This is a genomic window from Psychrobacter sp. YP14 (assembly GCF_003209315.1).
In the GTDB taxonomy this organism is placed as follows: domain Bacteria; phylum Pseudomonadota; class Gammaproteobacteria; order Pseudomonadales; family Moraxellaceae; genus Psychrobacter; species Psychrobacter raelei.
The window spans coordinates 1,635,868-1,656,846 of the sequence record NZ_CP029789.1 but is presented as its reverse complement, the minus strand read 5'-3'; the positions used below and the strand labels follow the sequence as shown (position 1 = coordinate 1,656,846).

Annotated in this window: 12 protein-coding genes, 2 tRNA genes, 2 pseudogenes and 1 CRISPR repeat array; of the genes and pseudogenes, 4 read left to right on the top strand and 12 right to left on the bottom strand. The window is 44.0% G+C overall.

Going from position 1 to position 20,979, the window contains the following annotated elements; translation table 11 throughout:
- Positions 1 to 22: 22 nt before the first annotated feature.
- From DLE54_RS06870 to DLE54_RS06840, 7 genes and pseudogenes are all read right to left on the bottom strand, one after another.
- Positions 23 to 1,216 carry a sugar transporter gene (locus DLE54_RS06870; protein ID WP_041773334.1) on the bottom strand — a complete coding sequence of 398 codons (1,194 nt, stop codon included), beginning with the start codon at positions 1,214 to 1,216 and terminating at the stop codon, positions 23 to 25.
- A gap of 201 nt (positions 1,217 to 1,417) precedes the next feature.
- Positions 1,418 to 2,424, bottom strand: a pseudogene (locus tag DLE54_RS06865) (amino acid permease).
- Between the two features lie 4 nt (positions 2,425 to 2,428).
- Positions 2,429 to 3,343: pseudogene (locus DLE54_RS06860) on the bottom strand (homocysteine S-methyltransferase family protein).
- A 273-nt stretch (positions 3,344 to 3,616) separates the two neighbouring features.
- Positions 3,617 to 3,940 (bottom strand): hypothetical protein, encoded by a 324-nt coding sequence (locus tag DLE54_RS06855; RefSeq protein ID WP_110816685.1) that lies wholly within the window; start codon positions 3,938 to 3,940, stop codon positions 3,617 to 3,619.
- Positions 3,941 to 4,585: 645 nt separating this feature from the next.
- Positions 4,586 to 4,662 (bottom strand) — tRNA-Asp (locus DLE54_RS06850).
- A gap of 38 nt (positions 4,663 to 4,700) precedes the next feature.
- Positions 4,701 to 4,776: transfer RNA gene (locus tag DLE54_RS06845), tRNA-Val, on the bottom strand.
- A gap of 213 nt (positions 4,777 to 4,989) precedes the next feature.
- Positions 4,990 to 5,424 (bottom strand): hypothetical protein, encoded by a 435-nt coding sequence (locus DLE54_RS06840; protein WP_011960721.1) that lies wholly within the window; start codon positions 5,422 to 5,424, stop codon positions 4,990 to 4,992.
- A 403-nt stretch (positions 5,425 to 5,827) separates the two neighbouring features.
- Between DLE54_RS06840 and DLE54_RS06835 the strand changes: the two genes are divergently transcribed.
- The gene (locus DLE54_RS06835; RefSeq protein WP_227535669.1) at positions 5,828 to 6,358 is read left to right on the top strand and encodes a cysteine hydrolase family protein; all 531 of its coding nucleotides are present in this window, start codon (positions 5,828 to 5,830) and stop codon (positions 6,356 to 6,358) included.
- A gap of 205 nt (positions 6,359 to 6,563) precedes the next feature.
- A complete protein-coding gene (locus DLE54_RS06830; RefSeq protein WP_110816684.1) occupies positions 6,564 to 7,499 on the top strand; it encodes a lantibiotic ABC transporter permease in 936 nt (311 codons plus the stop codon).
- A 9-nt stretch (positions 7,500 to 7,508) separates the two neighbouring features.
- On the opposite strand, the gene DLE54_RS06825 is transcribed toward DLE54_RS06830, so the two are convergent.
- Complete coding sequence (locus tag DLE54_RS06825) at positions 7,509 to 8,459, bottom strand: WG repeat-containing protein (RefSeq protein ID WP_110816683.1); 951 nt, start codon at positions 8,457 to 8,459, stop codon at positions 7,509 to 7,511.
- Positions 8,460 to 8,844: 385 nt separating this feature from the next.
- On the opposite strand from DLE54_RS06825, the gene DLE54_RS06820 reads away from it, so the two are divergent.
- Positions 8,845 to 11,178, top strand: a complete 2,334-nt coding sequence (locus tag DLE54_RS06820) for a TonB-dependent siderophore receptor (protein ID WP_110816682.1) — start codon at positions 8,845 to 8,847, stop codon at positions 11,176 to 11,178.
- 80 nt (positions 11,179 to 11,258) lie between these two features.
- Here the strand turns inward: DLE54_RS06820 and DLE54_RS06815 are convergent, their stop codons facing one another.
- Positions 11,259 to 12,308 carry an alpha/beta hydrolase gene (locus tag DLE54_RS06815; RefSeq protein ID WP_110816681.1) on the bottom strand — a complete coding sequence of 350 codons (1,050 nt, stop codon included), beginning with the start codon at positions 12,306 to 12,308 and terminating at the stop codon, positions 11,259 to 11,261.
- 223 nt (positions 12,309 to 12,531) lie between these two features.
- Between DLE54_RS06815 and DLE54_RS06810 the strand changes: the two genes are divergently transcribed.
- Positions 12,532 to 13,305: a hypothetical protein gene (locus DLE54_RS06810; RefSeq protein ID WP_162617737.1), complete on the top strand. Its 774-nt coding sequence runs from the start codon at positions 12,532 to 12,534 to the stop codon at positions 13,303 to 13,305.
- 159 nt (positions 13,306 to 13,464) lie between these two features.
- On the opposite strand, the gene DLE54_RS12250 is transcribed toward DLE54_RS06810, so the two are convergent.
- The 3 genes from DLE54_RS12250 to csy3 form a co-directional block, all read right to left on the bottom strand.
- Entirely contained in the window at positions 13,465 to 13,659 is a 195-nt protein-coding gene (locus DLE54_RS12250; protein ID WP_227535667.1) for a leucine-rich repeat domain-containing protein, read from the bottom strand.
- Positions 13,660 to 13,679: 20 nt separating this feature from the next.
- Positions 13,680 to 19,230: direct repeats of the CRISPR family, unit length 28 nt; unit sequence TTTCTAAGCCACCTGTGCGGTGTGAAAG.
- Positions 19,231 to 19,409: 179 nt separating this feature from the next.
- Positions 19,410 to 20,006, bottom strand: a complete 597-nt coding sequence (gene cas6f / locus DLE54_RS06800; RefSeq protein WP_110816679.1) for a type I-F CRISPR-associated endoribonuclease Cas6/Csy4 — start codon at positions 20,004 to 20,006, stop codon at positions 19,410 to 19,412.
- Complete coding sequence (csy3, locus tag DLE54_RS06795) at positions 20,006 to 20,974, bottom strand: type I-F CRISPR-associated protein Csy3 (RefSeq protein WP_110816678.1); 969 nt, start codon at positions 20,972 to 20,974, stop codon at positions 20,006 to 20,008. The genes cas6f and csy3 overlap by 1 nt, the downstream gene beginning before the upstream one ends.
- Between the last annotated feature and the right edge of the window lie 5 nt (positions 20,975 to 20,979).

The window sequence follows — 20,979 nt, the reverse complement described above, 5'->3', positions numbered from 1 at the left end:
GGTTTCACTGACTTAAAAATAACTAAGAGGCCCGTAAAGCGGGGAAGCGCTTAATCATAAATGCTACCAGCAATAAGGCGATTAGACTAATCACCGCGCCAACATAGCCCACACTGGATAACGAGATGTGGGTCACTGCATAACCGCCAAATAAGGCGCCAGTACCAATACCTAAGTTAATAATGCCTGAGAACATAGACATCAACATATCTTGGGCATGCAGATCCACCATAAGTACTTTGGCCTGCATAGAGATGATTAACAGCATTAATGCCGTGCCCCATAACAAGGCATTAAGGCTAAGCGCCCAGATAGAGTTGACCGCCAATAACAAGGTAAGCATAGACACTAGCATGACTATGATAGAGCCCAGCATCAATAAGGTGCTGTGTCTGTCTCCCCAGCGGCTAAATAAGATACTACCGATGATGCCTGCGCCCCCGAATAATAATAATACAAAGGTTGCCAAGTTCTCACTAATTGAGCCAATTTCACGCATAAAAGGTTCGATATATGAATAGGCGGTATAGTGGGCGGTAAATACGGTAAAGATAAGCAAGTACAGACAGACCAAAAGTGGGTTTTTTAGCAGTTCTGGCACTTTTCTAAAAGAGCCTTTAAACATGCTAGGCAATGACGGTAGTAGCTTAGCTTGTAATAAGCAAACCACCAGTGCCACAATACCTATGCCGCCAAAAGTAGTACGCCAGCCATACCACTGTCCGATCACTCGGCCCAAAGGAACACCCAGTACCATAGCCAAGGAAGTGCCGGTTGCCACCACGCTTAAGGCGAAGGCTTTTTTGCCTTCAGGCGCCACTCGAATGGCAATCGCTGCAGTGATTGACCAGAATATAGCATGAGAAAAAGCGATACCCACTCGGCTAATTAATAGAACATTAAAACTCCAAGCAAATACGGATAGCGCATGACTGACGATAAATAATGCAAAAATACCCAGTAATAGCTTTTTGCGTTCAAGCTTACTGGTGAGTAGCATTAATGGCAGCGACATGGCCGCCACAATCCAGGCATATAAGGTGAGCATCCAGCCGGTTTCGGCGGTGGTGATGGAGAAGTCTTTGGCAATATCGCTTAATAAAGCCACAGGCACGAATTCAGTGGTATTCATAACAAAAGCACTGATGCCCATTAATAGGACTTGAATATATTGAGTTCGGCGAGACAGGGTATCTGCCTGAGAGGTATGTGTCATAAAATCAAATACAAAAAGGGGCTAATTACTAATAATTAGCCTAAAGAAGAATAGTTTTAATTAAGAAAAATGCTGCTAAATCTAACAGATAGAGATGAAGGATGACAAGATAACAAGTTAAGCCCCTAAATTAAAGGGGCTTTTTGCTACCATTGCTCACTCTTTAGGTTTATCACCTATTAAAACAGGCGCAAACACCGTCTAAGATGGGGGCTGTAGTGTCTGCTGGCCTGCCTGATAGCGGCTATAATAAAAAATCATCAGGCCAGGTGCATACAATAATAGTGACAGCAATAGGTTATCAATGCTCGCGGCATAAATTAGCCAAACACCATATATAATGGCGCCTAGCCCCACCGCCTTGATATGCCACCGCTCTGACTGGGCAAAAGATAGCTTAACCAAATAGGCTCCGACCAAAAAGTAGGGTATTAAAATCATAGAGGTTGAGATGCGCACCAATAGGTTGTAGCCTTCGCCTGTCAAAAATATCATTAATAGACACAGCTGCACAGTTCAGCGCGCCTTTTGGCCCGCTGTGATAGTACAGTGGCCCCTTCAATACCGGTAAACACCCATAAAGTGATCAGCATGGTGCTTTTGACCTGATCCATAAAAGGCACCTCTAAACTGGTGCCAGCACGATCAGTATTAAAGGTGTCAATATCAAATGCATAGCACGCAAATATGATAAAAGCGATAAGCGGTAGGCTTTTTGCCAAAGTTGCTAGCAAGTTAATAAAAGCCGCTTGTTTGACACCGCGCAGCACCAGATAGTGTACCAGCCACAAGATAAAAGACTCACCCAATAAGGCCCATAAGGTATTGCCCTCCCCAAAGATAACCTGATTGGGGGTATCAACAAAACTGCCTAAAGCGGCAAATGCGACCACCAAATAGCCCACCACGCCAATGGTGGCACACAGCCAGTATCCCCAGGCCGAAAAGAAACCTGCCAAATCGCCAAAGCCGGTTTTGGCATAAGTATAAATACCGCCATCAAGCTCGGGCTTAAGACGTGATAAGTGCAAAAAACAGCCGGCGAGAAATAAGATACCCACACCGGTGATAAGCCAAGCGGTAATAATGGCATTTGCGCCTGCAACCTCGGCCATGTTCTGCGGTAAGCTAAAGATACCGACACCCACAATTGAGCTGAACACAATGGCAGTGAGCATGGCCAACCCGATTTTTTGTCCATTTAGCATCGTGTTATCTCTGTGTCGTGCCCGCCTTGGTGAAGCAGCCGCTTAGCTCATTAATATGCTCAGGGCCAATACCACAGCAGCCGCCAATTAGTGAAACCCCTTGGGCCTGCCATTTTTTTGCCCAGTCTAGATAAGCCGGTGGGGTAAGATCCTCACGGACCTCATCTAGCCCATCATGGCTGTGGTGGAAAGGCATTGGCATAAGCACCAAGCTTAATGTGGGCAGCATCTTTTTGTTGTAGCACACTTTGAGCCACCTCTAGTGCCTGTTCAATCACTTCAGGCTGACAACAGTTAAATAGTATCGCCTCTACATTTAGGCCAGCCAGTGTGGTCACGGCTTCTACCACTGTCTCTCCAGATCGTAAGCGAGGCACATCAAGGTGCTCACTGTCCTCTAAAGTAAAAGATACCCATACCGGCTTGTTGTCTGTATCAAGCTTAGTAAGTAGTTTACGAACGGCCACCGACTCTGCGATTAGGCTTTGAGTTTCTGCCAGCCAAAAATCGACATACGGGCGCAACCCTGTAATTAAGGGCGTGGCAATATATTCTACCTGTTCAGCTTGGAATAAATCTGCTCGGTAGGAGCCAAATAAAGGAGGAATAGAGCCGGCTACTTTGGTGGGTGTATTTTCTAATTCGACAGCAGCGCGGGCCATTTCTCCTGCTGAGGCTGCTAAATCTTGAGCGTGCTTAGCAAAGCGCGCCTCGCCAATATGAAAGGGGACAAGCGCATAGCTATTGGTGGTATAACGCCAGCACCGCTTCGAATAAAGTCACGATGCACATCACGTACAATCTCTGGCGCTTCTATCATAGCCAGTGCTGACCATTAAGGTTGGCGAAATGGTGCGCCGCGTTTGGCAAGCTCTCTGCCCATACCCCCATCAATAATTGTAATTGCCTTAACTGACATCATAAGCTCCTTTTTATTATAAATAGTGGACCCTGCGTAGGCGCGGCACTTGATGGCGCCTTAGTGGTAACATGATACAGGAGGCCTTTAATTGTAATCGACTCAAGAAAAGAAAATATATTAAGCGTCAAGATACTAGGCGTAATAACAGACAGATGCAACCAAAAATTTACAAGCTTGCGCTTGGTATTTGATGGCATCATTTTTTATTTTGGCAGCTAGGGAGTGGGGTTGTCGGGGTAGGGAGTGAGACTTGTCGGTTTGGGCAGGTGTCTAATGCTCAGGCAGACTCTCAATAGTATCAAACCCGTCTTTAGTACCAAAGTATAAAGCTTGGGTTTGGTTGTCTCTATAAAATCTAAGCTCTTTGCCTTTATGATCGGTCATGGTGAATTCTTGTAATAGCTTTTGCCAGTGTGCCATCTTCTCATCGATATTGTGATTTCTGGCGAAAGTAGGCTTTAGAATATAGGTGATGTCCTCAGCTTGTTCTTGAGATAACAAATTTATTATTGTTTTGTGTTCGGTTAGATGACGGCAGATTCTTTCTACGTCTTCTATAGACTCTTTGCTGTCTGTCAATTTAATAATTAACATGGCGGTGTATCCTTATACTTACAGTTTAAAGGCTTGAACTTGTAGATATTATATCATTTGCTCTGAAAAAAGCGTTAAGCGTTACAGGTTAACGCATAAGAAGCTACTAAGGTGCACTTTACTTTAGATTCGACCCGCATCACGGCGGTTATTTCTGAGCTGTGTTTTTTTAAATAACAGTTACAACATTAATCGAGATATATTTGAGCCAAGGGTAGACTGACCCCGGTCGTCAAATCCGCACACCTAAATTTGAGAGGTTTTAATTAAGCAGCTTAACGATAAGGGTGAATTTGGGATCAGTTAGCATAACCAATTTTTAACAACTTTGGTCACAAAATGGTCACCATTTGGTCACTGAGCGATTGGTCACCATAGACCAGCTTAATTAGTAACTAGTAACTAGTAACTAATAATTAGTAATTAGGATTAATTAACAATCATTTCTTAAACCAAATCCAAGCCAGTACTTACTAAATTAAAAGGGGAGAGAGTTTGTCTGAATCTCTAAAACTACGATTAGACTGTATAGATAAAGGGATGAAAAGAGGTAAGTGTAGAACCAATAAACACAAAAAAACCTCAAGTATTTCTACTTGAGGTTGAAACTGTTAAGCTAAATAAAGCTTATTAAGTTTTAAAATATGGCGCAGCGGACGGGACTCGAACCCGCGACCCCCGGCGTGACAGGCCGGTATTCTAACCAACTGAACTACCGCTGCTTAGGTCGATTAGTAAGTTTAAACACTAACTAATATAGTGGTGGGTGATGACGGATTCGAACCGCCGACATTCTGCGTGTAAGGCAGACGCTCTACCAACTGAGCTAATCACCCTGAATGTAGGAGCGTATTATATAGAATATTTCCAAGGTGTCAAATATATTTTTTATAGTGATTTTTGTCAGCTAATTTGACCATAAAAAATGCTCGAACAAAAATTAATTTGTACGAGCATCCATAATACTAGCGTCTTCTTTAGTGGGTTAAATAAACTTAGTGGGTTAAAAAACTCGCAAACATAGGCTAAGTTGTTCGATGATAAAATAATTATTGAGCTTTGATAACATCCCAAGCGCCAAATTTACCATCACCATTTTTATCACCTGGCTTGGTATCATTCGCATAGAAGTACAAAGGCTTACCATTCATTGCCCACTGATATTGACCATCATCACGCTTGATTGTGGTCAATTGACCCTTAGTCATTGAAGCTTTAGGCGCTAAAAAGGCAGGCCATGCAACCAGACATACTTTGCCACAATTAGATTTGTTAAGATCGTCTTTGTCATAAGTATATAGGGTCATATGGTTGGTTGAGTCTACTAATACACCATTCATTTTGGTGACAGGAGATGAGTTGTTTTGCATGCTATGTACGTCATGCGTACCTGTTGTGTCTTCACCGGCGACATTTTTTAGAGTAGTACAGCCTGTAAAAGCCATGCTGCCAGCTACCAAAGCGGTAAGTAATAAAGCTTTCATAATGATATCCTTGAATGAATTAAAATTGTTTTACATCCTATAAATGCCGGCATTAAGAATTTAATAATTCAGTTTTTAACGCTGTATTGGAAAGATACCAAATGGCTTTATTGATTTGATAGTACAGGATAAGCAGTTAAAAAAGCGTTAAGTTTTTGTAGGTTTTTAGGTGTGGTTTAAGAGACGCACAGATCACCACCATATTGCGCCGGCCAACTACGGCTGCTATCTGGTGCGTTTATAGAGCACCCTATCAGTTTCAACAGTGGGTTTTGGTTCAGATGTCGTTATTGACCTGTTATGTGTCCATATAGACACTTGTTAGTTTAGCGCTGTGCTTGTATGATAGAGACTCACACTTAATTTAAAAAAAAGAGAAACGACTATGAACCCATAAGCCCTTATCGTTGTAGATATCCAAAATGAGTATTTTGAGCAAGGTAAACTGCCGCTGGTAGGTATCAATGCTGCTGCAGATAAAGCAGCTTTGGTGATTGAGTCTGCCAGACAAAAAGGTCATACCGTTATCCATGTTCGTCATGAGATGCCCTCGGCCGATGCGCCAATTTTTACACCTGGCACTGAGGGTGTGGCCATTAATGACAAGGTAAAGCCTATAGATGGCGAGACGGTTATTGTGAAGCATTACCCCAACTCTTTTCGTGAGACCTCTCTTAAGACTTTGCTAGATGAAGCGGGTATAACGCAGGTAACGGTGATTGGTGCGATGAGTCATATGTGTATTGACGCCACGGTCCGCGCCGCCGTAGATTTTGGTTATACCACCACCACAATCCATGATGCCTGCGCCACCCTTGATCTTGAGTTTAAGGGTACCAAAGTTCCAGCAGCTCAGGCGCATGCCACCATTATGGCTGCTATTGAATTTTTATATGGTGAAGTGATTGATGCCCAAACCTGGATTGAGCGTTAATTTAACCGGTATGTTAGGGCTGTTTTGGGTTGTCATTTAGGATTATGCACCAAAACAGTGATAGGGTTTGTAACCTAATAAGAATCACTGTATAAAGTAGGGTCTAAAAATAAGAATTGCTTAGACCTTACTGCTGTTTTGATGTGTATCACACAGGCAGTAGGCTAAATAAGCGTTGATGAATATACGTTTTAGGAACAAGGCCATGCTTCGTTTTATTGCGCGTCATAGCACCTTAATTATGCCACTTTGCGCAGTTGTGGGTTTTATTTTCCCAAGTTTATCCAATGCGGTATTGGCCTATTTGCCTGAAGTGTTGTTCTTCTTGATGTTTTTTACGTTGCTGGGTATTGATCAATACGCATTAGTCAAGCGCATTGCAACAAGCTATGTGTGGGGCTTTGCTGTATTTCAAAGTGCGGGCATGAGCCTAATACTGGTGTTCATAAGTTACCTGCTGGGTGTGCGAGGTGATTTGCTGTTGGCCATTGCTGGGCTTGGTGCCACAGCGCCTTTATTTGGCAGTGGCGCACTGGTCAATGCGGTGGGGTTTGATGCTCAGCTGGCTATGGCAAAGACCATTGCCGCTACCTTGGTAATGCCGTGTGCGCTACTGGGTGTGTTGTGGGCGTTAGGGGATAAACATGCTCATTTAGATCTGGCGACTTATGTCAAGCGCTTGGTGGTGTATATAATCATGCCGATGGGTCTGGCTGTGCTGGCACGCCGCTTCATTGCCCCCACCATTTTATCCCGCTATTATCCCAAAATTGGACAGTTCAATATCTTACTGCTCATGCTTTTTCCGCTGGGGCTCATGGCAGGGTTTCGAGGTACCTTTGATCAAGATCCGTGGCAGGCGCTATCTTTATTAGCGCTTAGCTCTGTATTGGCATTATTCTTTTATTTCAGCGCTTACGTTATCTATCGGCGCTTTGGCTATGAGAATGCCATTGTCGCAGCCATAGTATGTGGTGGGCGTAATGTGTTACTGGCTTATACCATTACCGTTCCGTTTATGGGTGCTTTGTTTTTACCATTATTAGGCGCCTTTCAGTTACCGGCGTTTTGCTTACCACTGCTTGGTAAATATATGGTCAAGCATCATAAGCAAAACGCGCATTTGCAAGAAAGTAGATAGAGCGTGGCCTTAACGATAAAGATCTGCTTGTGCTTCATACCAGTCTGAGAAGACTTTCTTTTTAATGACCTTGCCTTGGGTATTAAGGGTATAGCGGGTTACAGAGCCATTGTTGCCGACGTTATACATGTTGATAATGCCATTTTCATAAACCCCGCCATCTACATCCATAGCGTCGCCTTCAGGTTCGATATAGGCATTGTCATAAATAGGTGGCACAATTACCTTGCCTGTTTTATTAATAATGCCCCATTTGCCATTTTCATAATCACCGACTCGAACAGCAGCTAAACCTTGCGAAAAAGGCATCGCAGCATCCCATCTAGCACTGACTACCACCTTGCCGTTAGTATCGATAAAGCCTGACTTTCCTTGACCCCATGGCTCTGTGCTAAACTTTGCCAAACCATCAGAATAGTCCTCTAGATCATTGAATTTGAAGGGGATAACGGTTTTGCCAGATTTATCAATTACCCCGCATTTGTCATTCTTACAGACGACAGCACGACCTTTATTAAAGTCGCCAGCTTTTTGATATTGATAAGGAAGAACCAGTTTTCCAGCTTTATTCATATAGCCATATTTACCATCTTCGCCCATAGGCCCATCTTTATAGACGGCGACAACACCTTCGTGGAAATCTCTAAAGATGATATTTGGATAGAACATCTGGGTATTAAGCTTAACGGGAATGACCAATTTGCCTGACTCATTGATATAGCCGGTATAGTAGGCATCTTTATCAGGGTTGTTCGCAGATTTACCCACGTATGCCATACCGTCTGAGATATCACCACAAAAATCATATTTGGCCGGCACGACCACTTGGCCTTTCTCATTTTTAAAGCCACAAGCATCGTCGTTTGAAAAGGATTTTAATGTGGCAGAAGCTGGGATGGTAAGGCTTAGGCAGGTTAGTGCTAGGGTTAAGGTGGCGGCTTTTTTTATCACAGTATTCATTGGTTATCATCCTTGGACATAATTATGGGAATGTTATTTAAGCTTAGATTTAATATCTATTTAATTATCCATTGTTTTTAGCCGAGATTCAAAAAAAATTTAAGTTTTATCATAAACAATAAAGCTAATGATAATGATTACCATTTGCAATATTACAAAAATGTTGCTAAAGTATGCCTGCTTTATTATCAAACAGTTACCATCTTTTCTGTTCTATACAGTGGGAGGATGGAATGTCTTGAGAAAATTGTGGGTATCAATACGCTATTATTTCAACTGACTTTTACTTATCTTGCTACAGTCTAAGCACAGGGTAAGCGATCGCAATCTAACGGTATTGTTGAAAAGTATTGATAGTATCTAAGTGCTATTAGGATTGTCATTTATGCCAACATTGTCCGCTTTCTTTGAATCAAAAAACCTCTACTTAAAACAACGAGCTCATTTAATTACACCAAAAGCACTGCTTAGCCTGAGTGTTGCCTCTATCCTTAGTACCACATCTTATGCGGCTGAAAGCGATAACCTTACGGTGCAGCAAGCTAACGTTCAACAAACCACTGACGCACAAGACACACCTTCTGCTGAGTTTGACGCTATTGTGGTGAAGGCGGCTCGTGAGGAGCTTGAACAAGCTGCCGGTCTATCCGTTATCAGTGAAGAGGCTATTAAAAAAGCATCAGTCTCTAATGATATCGCAGAAATTGTACGTAAGATGCCGGGCGTTAATCTGTCAGGTTCTTCAACTTCCGGCCAGCGGGGTAACCAGCGCCAGATTGACCTACGCGGTATGGGACCTAACAATACTTTAATTTTGATTGATGGTCGCCCTGTGACTTCTCGCAATGCAGTTCGACCTGGTAGAGCCAGCGAACAAGACACACGCGGTGATTCTCAATGGGTGCCGCCAAGTGCTATCGAACGTATTGAGGTATTACGAGGTCCTGCTGCAGCCAGATATGGGTCTGGTAGTATGGGCGGTGTCGTGAATATCATTACCAAATCTCCCACAAAAAAAGAATTCTCAATCACGGGCCATTACGAGTCTCCAGAGAGTGACTTGGAAGGCAAAGACTGGCGCACCAATATAAATATGGCAGGTCCGTTAACCGATAAGCTGTCCTTCCGTACCACACTTGGCTACCACGATAGCGACGGAGATGATCCTTATATCAATGCCAAGGATGCACAAATTGTGGAGGGGCGTGATGGGCCATCAGCCTCTGTGGCGGCCGGTGTTGAAGGCGTTGAGAATATAGATGTGCGTCAGCTTTTCGAATATGCCGTAGATGCCATGAATACTGTCGGGGTTGAGGTGAGCTATAGTACTCAAGACAACCACTGGGCAGGTGATTCGCAGTTTCAAAACGTTAATGATACTTTAGTGGATTTATTGGCCGGTGACTCTACCAATAAGATGCGCCGCTATGGTGCAGCCTTCACCCATCGCGGCAATTACGATGATGCCCGTAGCAATAGTTATCTAGAGTTCAGTCGTACCGATAATGAGCGCTTGGCTGAAGGTACTGCAGGTGGTGTTGAAGGACAGATTCAAACGCCGCCTGAGGGAGAGGGCTTTAACTGGAAAAAAGCGACCTATGATACGCTAAATGCCAAATCAGAGTGGGATATCTTTTATGACAATCACACCTTAACTACAGGCGCTGAATTTCGGGGCGAAAAGCTAAATAACCCCTGGGTATCTGAGCTGACGTTTGATGATGGCTTTGCTTTTGGCGATGTAGAAACCGACCCTGCTAAGCGCGATCCAAAGTCGGATGCTTATTTGATTGGTGCTTATATAGAGGATAACTATCAACTCACTCCAGATTGGTATGTGACTCCAGGACTACGTTATGACTATCATAGTGAGGCCGGTAGCAACTGGTCACCGAGTCTAAATACTACGTGGCATTTTAGCCCCAATTGGTCTGTAAAAGCAGGGATAAGTCGCGCTTTCAAGGCGCCAGATCTATACCGATTAGACCCCAACTATATTTATTATACAAAGGGTAATGGCTGTCCTTCTTGGGTGCCTACCGATCAACGAGGCTGTCAGGTACTGGGTAACTCAGAGCTTGAGCATGAGACCTCTTGGAACAAAGAGCTGACGTTTACTTATGAAGATGGTACAGGTCTCAATGCCGGCTTAACCTATTATCATAACGCTTACGATAACCGTATTGGCGCTGGTATCAACCGAGTAGCAGTAGACTCAGCCACTAAGCGCTCTGTCTTCCAGTGGGAGAACCAAGGAAAGGCGATTATTGAAGGGCTAGAGGGCTTTGTCAAAGTCCCTGTGACAGATAATATCTTATGGTCAACCAACCTAACTGGTAATATTCGCTCAGAGCGTAAAGACAATGGCGAGCCTCTATCGTTAATTCCTAAATATACGGTGAACTCCAATATAAACTGGGACATTACGCCTCGCTGGAATGCTGATTTTGGTGTCAGCTATTATGGCGCTATTGAAGCCCCTGAAGTCTCTGTCACGACAGGCGATGAGCTAACTACCTTGAAGTTAGACCGCGAGCCTTATGCGTTAGCTAACATCAGCACCCGCTATAATTTAACCGATATGATCACCGTGGGTGCAGGCATCAAAAACCTATTTGACAAGCAAATCATGCGTGAGGGCACAGGAACCAATGCCGGTGCTCGAACCTTTAATGAGCCAGGCCGAGCTTATATATTTGATGTCAGTTTTGATTTTTAGTCGTTAAAAGTCAGCTGTTAATGGAATAAAAAGATCTGGACCACGTGTTCAGATCTTTTTTTTATGATAGCAAGAAGGTGTCAAAAGCGCTGTAAGCTGTCAAGCAGGGAGGTGGTAAATAGCTCTCCATGCGACTCATTATAAAACTGATAGCTCGCGTTATTTTGAAACATGGTACAGATATTATTGGCAAACTCATTTTTATTTAGGCCACTGACAGCGGCTGTGCTCGCTGTGGAGGTATTAGCGACAGGCGCATCTTGCTGCTGTGATTGACTAAAAGTAAGTCGTAACTGCTTGGTTGTTGAGAGGATAGATAGCTGCGTTATAGGCTGGTTTTGAAATGCCTGCCAGTACTGAGTCATCTCACCATCTTGCCACCATAATGAGGGATCTGCACTAAAATACTGCTGGTAAGACTGTGGATGCTCAAATAAGGTATATAACACAAAAAGACCACCATAAGAGTGCCCCCAGATCGCCTCCTGTGTCGGCTTGTTGCCCAGCTGCTCATAGACCCAAGGTTTTATCTCTTGTTCAATAAGCTCATAAAACTGCTCTGCACCGCCATTTAATCGCGCTCTACCTTTTTCCTGAAATGCCTTACTGCTATTAGCGCTGCTTTGTTTTTGCTCATGAGTGTCATCAAATAAAGGCGGCGTGTAGTCATAGGCTCGGGCATCCACATCAAACCGATAGGGCGTCTGATAACCAATAAAGACTAAGGCTGGGGCCATATTGCTTGATTGAGCCTGAGATAAAGCGTGCAGTGTCTCTTGGTCTAAATCATCAATAGCAGCATTGCCATCAAGCATATACAGTACTTTGGTCGCGGTGCTTAAACACTCTTGTGAGGGTGACAAGCTTGGTTGGCAAGGAATAGCCAGCCATACTCGATAATGACGAGGCTTAGCATAAGCTTGTATCGCGGCCAAATTATCTTGCTGTGAGGTCTTAGGGGCTACTGCGCTAAAATCATGATAGACAAATTTATATCCTATATCTTTTGCACTGAGCAGCGTCATATCTGTTGTCTGTGTTAAATCTGGCTTGGCATGGCTGGGCGTCATTGCTGCTCCTAAAACCGCCATCATCATTGCTATCGATCGGCTGGCTTGCGTTGTTGACATGAGTAATCCTTCAAAAGATTTAACCTATCTGGCAACAGCCCAGCTATCTAATAAGGTTAGGTGCGCTGACATCCAATAGAGTCAAAAATAATAAATTTAAGCTGCGTAGAGAGTTGACAATCTGTAACATTATAGTAATAATAAAACAAATGATAATAGTTATCAATATCATTTGTTTTGGGACGTTTTTATGTTATAACCCCTTTTTTTATGAGACTAAAATATGTTAACAACACCACACTCAGGTTATCGCAATACGTTACTGTCTGCTGCGTCACTCTTATCTATCGCTTTCTTATCTCTAGGAGCCGCTGGATGTCAAAGTACGACATCCGTAGTGAGCGATGCGCCTGTCGCAACCTCTACGACTATGACCCATGGGATAATGAGTACGCAAAGCAGTTATAAAGACACGCGTTATTTGACCATTGATGGCAAGGATTATCCTGTTTACGAAAACTCTGCCCGTATCGTGGTTAATAAGGCGAAGAACTCACCAGAATTGGTAGCAGATATTTTTGATGGAAAAGCAGAGTCTGCAGTACCAGGCTATAAAGTTATGTTCATAGTGCGAACCAACTCAGTAGCAGCAGAAGGTAGAAAGCTGGATAATGGGCAGGTTATTGAAAATCGAATGATTCACCGTGGTAGCAAGTCTTTGGTGGGTATTCCTGTGGTAGATGGTCAAGCAAAACTTGATCAAGCTCAGTTGTTAGATTTCGATATTATTTATGATGATGTCAATAAGGACTTAGCAACAGGAGAGGTGGTCAAACCACGCGGCCAAAAACTTACCAAAGCAGATACGCCAGTTACTAATAAACAAGTAACCATACGCTCATTAACTCTACCCAATATCGCCAGTGGTGAAAGTGCAGGAGGCGGGGTGGACTTTGAGGCCAGTGCTACAGTAGCCGGTAAGCAGATAAAAACTGGGGCGAATAGCGCTTTTAATATCTTCTATACCGTTGACAGTGATAACGCTAGAGGATTCTAGTAATTGATTCGCTCATAAAAGGCTCTGACTTGATTGTATTAGGTCAGAGCTCTTTTTTGGTCCAAAGCATGGTTTAGTTTGACCATGCCACTACAAACCTTAATTTAAAGGGCTTCTAAAATTAAAGGCTATATCACAATTAGCTAAAATCAGTACAGTCTATTTATCTTTCACGCTAAATACCTTATTACCCAATTCAATAATAAACTGTCTTACTGAGTCAGGTAAGTGAGATAATGGATTGTCACTAATATCTAGACGCTCTAATTGTTTTAAATTAGTGAGGGTGTCAGGTAAACTTTGTAAGCCATTACTATAAAGTATAAGCTCTTTAAGCTGCTTTAAATTACCGATTGAGTGGGGGATAGCTTTTAATTCTAAGCCACCTGTACGGTGTGAAAGACACACTTAATGGCTCTAGATTTTTTCATAATTTTCTAAGCCACCTGTGCGGTGTGAAAGAGGTGTGCTGTTATCTACTACCAGTGGTGCTAGTTTCTAAGCCACCTGTGCGGTGTGAAAGGAAACTAAAACAATTTATGGCGCTGCAAATGTTTTCTAAGCCACCTGTGCGGTGTGAAAGTCATCATTAACTTTAGCCCAGACCTGCAAACATTTCTAAGCCACCTGTGCGGTGTGAAAGATTATGATTGACCTTAGACAAGGCGATTGCTTTTTCTAAGCCACCTGTGCGGTGTGAAAGTATGCTCAAAAACATCTTGACCCACGGCATTATTTCTAAGCCACCTGTGCGGTGTGAAAGAGAATATGCGTAAGTCACCAAACTTAGCGGATTTTCTAAGCCACCTGTGCGGTGTGAAAGCTTATAGATTAAATAGTTGTTTAAATTGCTCATTTCTAAGCCACCTGTGCGGTGTGAAAGTTCATCGAGTACCGCTTTTTGATTTTTACGAGTTTCTAAGCCACCTGTGCGGTGTGAAAGGAATAGCCGCTTAATCCGTATCGACTCTCACTTTTCTAAGCCACCTGTGCGGTGTGAAAGATTATCCGCGTCTATCCCGGCGAAAACGTCCGTTTCTAAGCCACCTGTGCGGTGTGAAAGTCGTATGCTTGACCCGGCGCAATGTAAAAACGGTTTCTAAGCCACCTGTGCGGTGTGAAAGGTTGATACAACGCAGTCTTATGCCGTAGTGAGTTTCTAAGCCACCTGTGCGGTGTGAAAGGACGCACTCGCTATCTTTACCGGCTGACTAATTTTCTAAGCCACCTGTGCGGTGTGAAAGGCTTCCCAAACTCGTCACGCTCAATAACGGCATTTCTAAGCCACCTGTGCGGTGTGAAAGTACGCTGTACGTTCTTGCGAGCCATGCCTTGATTTCTAAGCCACCTGTGCGGTGTGAAAGAGATTAAAGCAGGTCAAATCTGGAGAGTTATATTTCTAAGCCACCTGTGCGGTGTGAAAGTATTAGTGTAAACCTCGTTACCACTCCTTATATTTCTAAGCCACCTGTGCGGTGTGAAAGGTCAAGTATGATTTGTGCTTTTTCTTCGCTAATTTCTAAGCCACCTGTGCGGTGTGAAAGGAGCGTTTGCGCAAACACAACGAAACCTTACTTTTCTAAGCCACCTGTGCGGTGTGAAAGCCGGTCTGTTGCGTCTGCGCTTAGGTCGCTTATTTCTAAGCCACCTGTGCGGTGTGAAAGAAAATCTCGCTTGAGCCTAGTTTGTAGACTGTTTTTCTAAGCCACCTGTGCGGTGTGAAAGCATGGCGTGCTTGCTTGCATATCTCTTTTTTATTTCTAAGCCACCTGTGCGGTGTGAAAGTAGCGAGCATGAGGCAGTGCAGGATGCCGAGATTTCTAAGCCACCTGTGCGGTGTGAAAGGATGCAGTGGTGGGCGGATATTGTTGAGCAGTTTTCTAAGCCACCTGTGCGGTGTGAAAGTTAAAGTGGCCAAGCCTAAGCCGACCATTGAGTTTCTAAGCCACCTGTGCGGTGTGAAAGGCAGGTCGCTAGACGGCAATTTGTACGAGTATTTTCTAAGCCACCTGTGCGGTGTGAAAGCCCTTGACTCGTCTAGTGGCTCTTTTGCCACATTTCTAAGCCACCTGTGCGGTGTGAAAGATCAATGAGGTGCTGAGTGAGCAAGACAATCATTTCTAAGCCACCTGTGCGGTGTGAAAGGAAAGCGGTAATTCTCTACAACCTACGCTTTTTTTCTAAGCCACCTGTGCGGTGTGAAAGGGCAGCAGCAAGATGACAAGCGGCTGACTCAATTTCTAAGCCACCTGTGCGGTGTGAAAGGAGCGTCTGCTGAAACACAACGAAACCTTACTTTTCTAAGCCACCTGTGCGGTGTGAAAGCGGCTCAGCGCTGTAACTCGTAGTCGATTTAATTTCTAAGCCACCTGTGCGGTGTGAAAGAGCCTTGAGTAATGCCTATAATTAAATCTTCATTTCTAAGCCACCTGTGCGGTGTGAAAGAAAGCTGCCAACCAAGCCAAAGCCAAGGGATATTTCTAAGCCACCTGTGCGGTGTGAAAGACTTAGAGTCGCAGATTATCTTTGCCACCATATTTCTAAGCCACCTGTGCGGTGTGAAAGAAACGCAAGGCTCGGCATATTCTTAACCTCACTTTCTAAGCCACCTGTGCGGTGTGAAAGCAATGCCCACCTCATCACCCTCGTTAATGTAATTTCTAAGCCACCTGTGCGGTGTGAAAGACTGGGCCGCGCCCAGCGCTGCCAACGGTAACTTTCTAAGCCACCTGTGCGGTGTGAAAGTTCAGCCGCAGAACCTACCAAGGCCGTCCTTTTTTCTAAGCCACCTGTGCGGTGTGAAAGGCAAGACAGACAACGCTAACTGGGTGTCATTGTTTCTAAGCCACCTGTGCGGTGTGAAAGCTAAGGACGCTATGACTGAGGTGATGCTCAAGTTTCTAAGCCACCTGTGCGGTGTGAAAGCAGCTAACCCCATTTCACGTTGGCAAGGACTGTTTCTAAGCCACCTGTGCGGTGTGAAAGATCTGAATGTGGCAAGGCGCTCGACACAGTGATTTCTAAGCCACCTGTGCGGTGTGAAAGGGCAATTATGAGCCGGTTGAATGGAAAGTCATTTTCTAAGCCACCTGTGCGGTGTGAAAGGACTGGTAGGTGGGGCGAATGCCAAAGCGCAATTTCTAAGCCACCTGTGCGGTGTGAAAGCCCTACCGCTGTAGCCCTCAAATCCTTGTGCTTTTCTAAGCCACCTGTGCGGTGTGAAAGTGAACTCTGGCATAAACGTCTTGGCAATCTCTTTTCTAAGCCACCTGTGCGGTGTGAAAGAGACCGAGTTTATCAACATTATGAAAGCCAGTTTTCTAAGCCACCTGTGCGGTGTGAAAGGCCGTAGTTAGACTCAAGATTGCCGTCTAATGTTTCTAAGCCACCTGTGCGGTGTGAAAGATTTTGACTAAAATTTGACGCTCAAGGCTAATTTTCTAAGCCACCTGTGCGGTGTGAAAGGGCGATATTGAGAAGCTAGAGCAAGCGTGGCATTTCTAAGCCACCTGTGCGGTGTGAAAGAAGACTCCGCCACTAAACAAGCTAATGGCTATTTTCTAAGCCACCTGTGCGGTGTGAAAGTAAGTGTTAGAGTCCATGACTTTTTGCCGGTTTTTCTAAGCCACCTGTGCGGTGTGAAAGATTGCCCACTTTCCAGTCTTTTTTATCACCAATTTCTAAGCCACCTGTGCGGTGTGAAAGGCAAAAAGGCCCGGTTTATCTAATCCTCTTTTTTTCTAAGCCACCTGTGCGGTGTGAAAGTGATACATCGCCCTTGTTGCGCACAAATTCATTTTCTAAGCCACCTGTGCGGTGTGAAAGCTCTACCTCAGTCATGGTTAAATACTCCTTGATTTCTAAGCCACCTGTGCGGTGTGAAAGTGATTGCTGCTCTGCTGTTGGGTTGCCGCCACTTTCTAAGCCACCTGTGCGGTGTGAAAGCGCAAAAACTGGACTGAGCAAACAGTGCTTGATTTCTAAGCCACCTGTGCGGTGTGAAAGGCTCAAGCTTGGTTTTGATGCGGCTGCCTTTCTTTCTAAGCCACCTGTGCGGTGTGAAAGCTTGTGGCACTCCTACGCCTTTACGTGGGAATTTTCTAAGCCACCTGTGCGGTGTGAAAGAATCCAAGTAGTCATAATCAAGCCCTCACTACTTTCTAAGCCACCTGTGCGGTGTGAAAGAACTGATGCAAGCTCAAGCTTGGTTTTGATGCTTTCTAAGCCACCTGTGCGGTGTGAAAGCACCACCAATTAAGCTCGCCCAGTAATCTGTTTTTCTAAGCCACCTGTGCGGTGTGAAAGGCTGGCATATCGTCAAGTGGTGCGCCTGTGATTTTCTAAGCCACCTGTGCGGTGTGAAAGAAGAAAAAATCACAAAGCCCATGAAACGTGAGTTTCTAAGCCACCTGTGCGGTGTGAAAGCCTGTGGCACTCCTACACCTTTACGCGGGAATTTTCTAAGCCACCTGTGCGGTGTGAAAGTGTGTGATATTACAGTGACAGCAGTAGGCTCTTTTCTAAGCCACCTGTGCGGTGTGAAAGTGGACAAGACGTAACATGCTTATCCATCCGCATTTCTAAGCCACCTGTGCGGTGTGAAAGTTTTGCTTAATCCACTCGCTGTAAGTTATATTTTTCTAAGCCACCTGTGCGGTGTGAAAGAAATTCTGCTAAGGGTGATTGAGGGATTTGACTTTCTAAGCCACCTGTGCGGTGTGAAAGACCCTGAAAAGCCACCGCCAGTATCTAAGTAATTTCTAAGCCACCTGTGCGGTGTGAAAGCTCAACCTTGTGCAGCGTTGTGTACTCGCTGCTTTCTAAGCCACCTGTGCGGTGTGAAAGTGTCAGCTAATCGACTGAGCAAGCCGCTTGATTTTCTAAGCCACCTGTGCGGTGTGAAAGTTGTTGGTGGAATGGCAGTTTGAGGCAGAAATTTTCTAAGCCACCTGTGCGGTGTGAAAGAATGCAAAATGCAATTTGCAGAATTGCGAAATTTTCTAAGCCACCTGTGCGGTGTGAAAGAAGGTGATTGCTCATCCGCTGCAATACAAGGTTTTCTAAGCCACCTGTGCGGTGTGAAAGGCTTGTCAAACACTGAAGCGGCTATTGAAGCTTTTCTAAGCCACCTGTGCGGTGTGAAAGAACGCATCAAGCTAGACAAAGAAGAAGCTCAATTTCTAAGCCACCTGTGCGGTGTGAAAGAAAAAGAGACTGTTTGCAGAAGCTCTTGATAATTTCTAAGCCACCTGTGCGGTGTGAAAGCTATCATCTTGGCTGTCGGCTTCCTCACCGTCTTTCTAAGCCACCTGTGCGGTGTGAAAGAACTGCTTGGTAAGCCGCTGCCATCTTATGATTTTCTAAGCCACCTGTGCGGTGTGAAAGGAGTGAGCAAGTATCAAGACGATTACCTGCATTTTCTAAGCCACCTGTGCGGTGTGAAAGCACATCAGAGTCCGCAGTAACCATTATAAACTTTTCTAAGCCACCTGTGCGGTGTGAAAGGTGGGGTTGTCAAGCATTGGAGCGATATGCAATTTCTAAGCCACCTGTGCGGTGTGAAAGTGACCTAAGATTGCATCGCCTGCATTGTGGATTTTCTAAGCCACCTGTGCGGTGTGAAAGACACCCAAGTCATCAAACTTAGCCATTAGCGATTTCTAAGCCACCTGTGCGGTGTGAAAGTTGATCTGTTTGAGGACTGGAAGCGAATGTTTTTTCTAAGCCACCTGTGCGGTGTGAAAGCACTTACTAAGTTTGTGCAAGACGTTGTCGATTTTCTAAGCCACCTGTGCGGTGTGAAAGTCGTACTGCCTTTATTCGGCAACTTAACATCATTTCTAAGCCACCTGTGCGGTGTGAAAGATTAAATTCATTACTAAGTGCTGATGACGATATTTCTAAGCCACCTGTGCGGTGTGAAAGAGGAATTATACCTCCAAAAAGTAAGTTATGACAAAGCCTAGAGGGCAAAACTCTGTTTTTACCCTCTTTTTTGGCTATATCATAAACCTTTGATTTTATTGCGAGTTTTTAAATAGGTCAAAAAGAGGGTTTTTACATCCTCTTTTTGGGTCATTCATCATGACCAGTTGAATCATGGTTTACCAATGCGGTAGAGTAACTTTATTACGCATGCCATTCATACCATAAGTATTAAATATGCCTGACTTCGGCGTATCCGCAGGTTGTTGTAACACTTTAAGTAAGTAAGGTGATTTATTGGTTTCACTGGTCAACCTAATATAAGGTACAGGCTTTTCAGGCGTGCGTTTCGCCACTGTTGCCAGTGCATCATCTAGGCTAATATCCAGCTTTTCAGCCAATGATTGCGCTTGCACATCGGTCGGTTTAAAGCGATAACGATGTACGCTGACATAACTTTCTATATTAACAGGTACATCTTTAATTGGCTTGATATGTACATAATCTGTTAAGCGGGCTAACCATTTGTTCAAATCAAGTTTCGTTAAATCATCGGCATTGGGTGCAAATACACGTAGTTTATTGCCGAGCTTGGATGACTTGCCGTTTTTACTGTCAAAGTAATAATCAGGAAAGCTCACACCAATTGACTCAATACCATGTGTATTTTTCACATCCGCCAATGCAATATGAAGCTGGTTATATAGCTTACTCCAAATGAAGTAAGCCGTTATCTCAGGGTCGGGTAGGATGGTAATTTCTTGGTAATAATTCATTAGTCACCACCTTTACTAAACACACCGCCTCTAATTAAATTAGCGACCACATACGCCTTTTGTTCATCTTCTAATTCTGTATCATTAACCCATGCTTGCATGAGTGTATAAAGGTCAGTTTTGCTTTTTCTATACGCCTGCCCGCGCTGGGTTACTGCACCAAAAGGTTCTGCTGCAATTGGGAATTGTGCATCGGGGTACCAGTCATCGACTGTCCGTAATGCGTTACCTACTTTCACATTGTGCATCGCTGCTTGGTCATGTATTTTAAATAAGACCTTACGTTTTTCACCCATATTCATTTCTTGCGAAGGAAAAACACGCTGTCCATTGCCAAGCTCAACAAACGCTTCTACAGAGATAAATATAAATGTCTCACTAGCAAGTCCTTCTTTGATGGCGCTGGCTAGCCTATTAATTTTCTCATCTGCATTGTCAAAGTTATTTAAACTATAATCATAAGCGTTAAAGCTCAATACTTCGGCATCCTCACTATCTTGTCTATCAATAGTTACCTTGATGGTAATGTTTTTTGCACCGACACGGTTACGCCACAAAAAGCGACCATTGGCAATATTATAAGCATAACGTTTGGCTAACTCATCTAACATATCCGTTTGCTTAAACTCATCTACTTTTTGTTTAATTGCCGTCTCAAACTCAGGGCTATTACAAGCAAACGGCAAACCTAAATTACCGATTAAACGTAAGGTAAAGCTAACTTTTAAAGTATCATGCTCAAGTGGTAAATTTGCATCATCATTGCTTGATGCAACTGGGTTAGGCTGGTTTTTTTTGTCGTCGCTAATACCGTAAGCGCTTTGAGTAGAACGGTTAAGACGAGGAATAATTTTAATGGCACGCCAACCCTCTTTATCTTGTTCTGCCCAGTTGCCTGAAAACATTAAGGCATCTGAGTTTTCAATTTTGCGTTCAAAAGATAGTAAGCTCGGTAAGTCAATAGTCATGGGAT

Excerpts from the sequence above, each read along its gene's own strand:
- DLE54_RS06870 (WP_041773334.1), bottom strand. The coding sequence starts at position 1,216 with ATGACACATACCTCTCAGGCAGATACCCTGTCTCGCCGAACTCAATAT.
- DLE54_RS06855 (WP_110816685.1), bottom strand. The coding sequence starts at position 3,940 with ATGTTAATTATTAAATTGACAGACAGCAAAGAGTCTATAGAAGACGTA.
- DLE54_RS06840 (WP_011960721.1), bottom strand. The coding sequence starts at position 5,424 with ATGAAAGCTTTATTACTTACCGCTTTGGTAGCTGGCAGCATGGCTTTT.
- DLE54_RS06830 (WP_110816684.1), top strand. The coding sequence starts at position 6,564 with ATGCTTCGTTTTATTGCGCGTCATAGCACCTTAATTATGCCACTTTGC.
- DLE54_RS06825 (WP_110816683.1), bottom strand. The coding sequence starts at position 8,459 with ATGAATACTGTGATAAAAAAAGCCGCCACCTTAACCCTAGCACTAACC.
- DLE54_RS06820 (WP_110816682.1), top strand. The coding sequence starts at position 8,845 with ATGCCAACATTGTCCGCTTTCTTTGAATCAAAAAACCTCTACTTAAAA.
- DLE54_RS06815 (WP_110816681.1), bottom strand. The coding sequence starts at position 12,308 with ATGTCAACAACGCAAGCCAGCCGATCGATAGCAATGATGATGGCGGTT.
- DLE54_RS06810 (WP_162617737.1), top strand. The coding sequence starts at position 12,532 with ATGTTAACAACACCACACTCAGGTTATCGCAATACGTTACTGTCTGCT.
- cas6f (WP_110816679.1), bottom strand. The coding sequence starts at position 20,006 with ATGAATTATTACCAAGAAATTACCATCCTACCCGACCCTGAGATAACG.
- csy3 (WP_110816678.1), bottom strand. The coding sequence starts at position 20,974 with ATGACTATTGACTTACCGAGCTTACTATCTTTTGAACGCAAAATTGAA.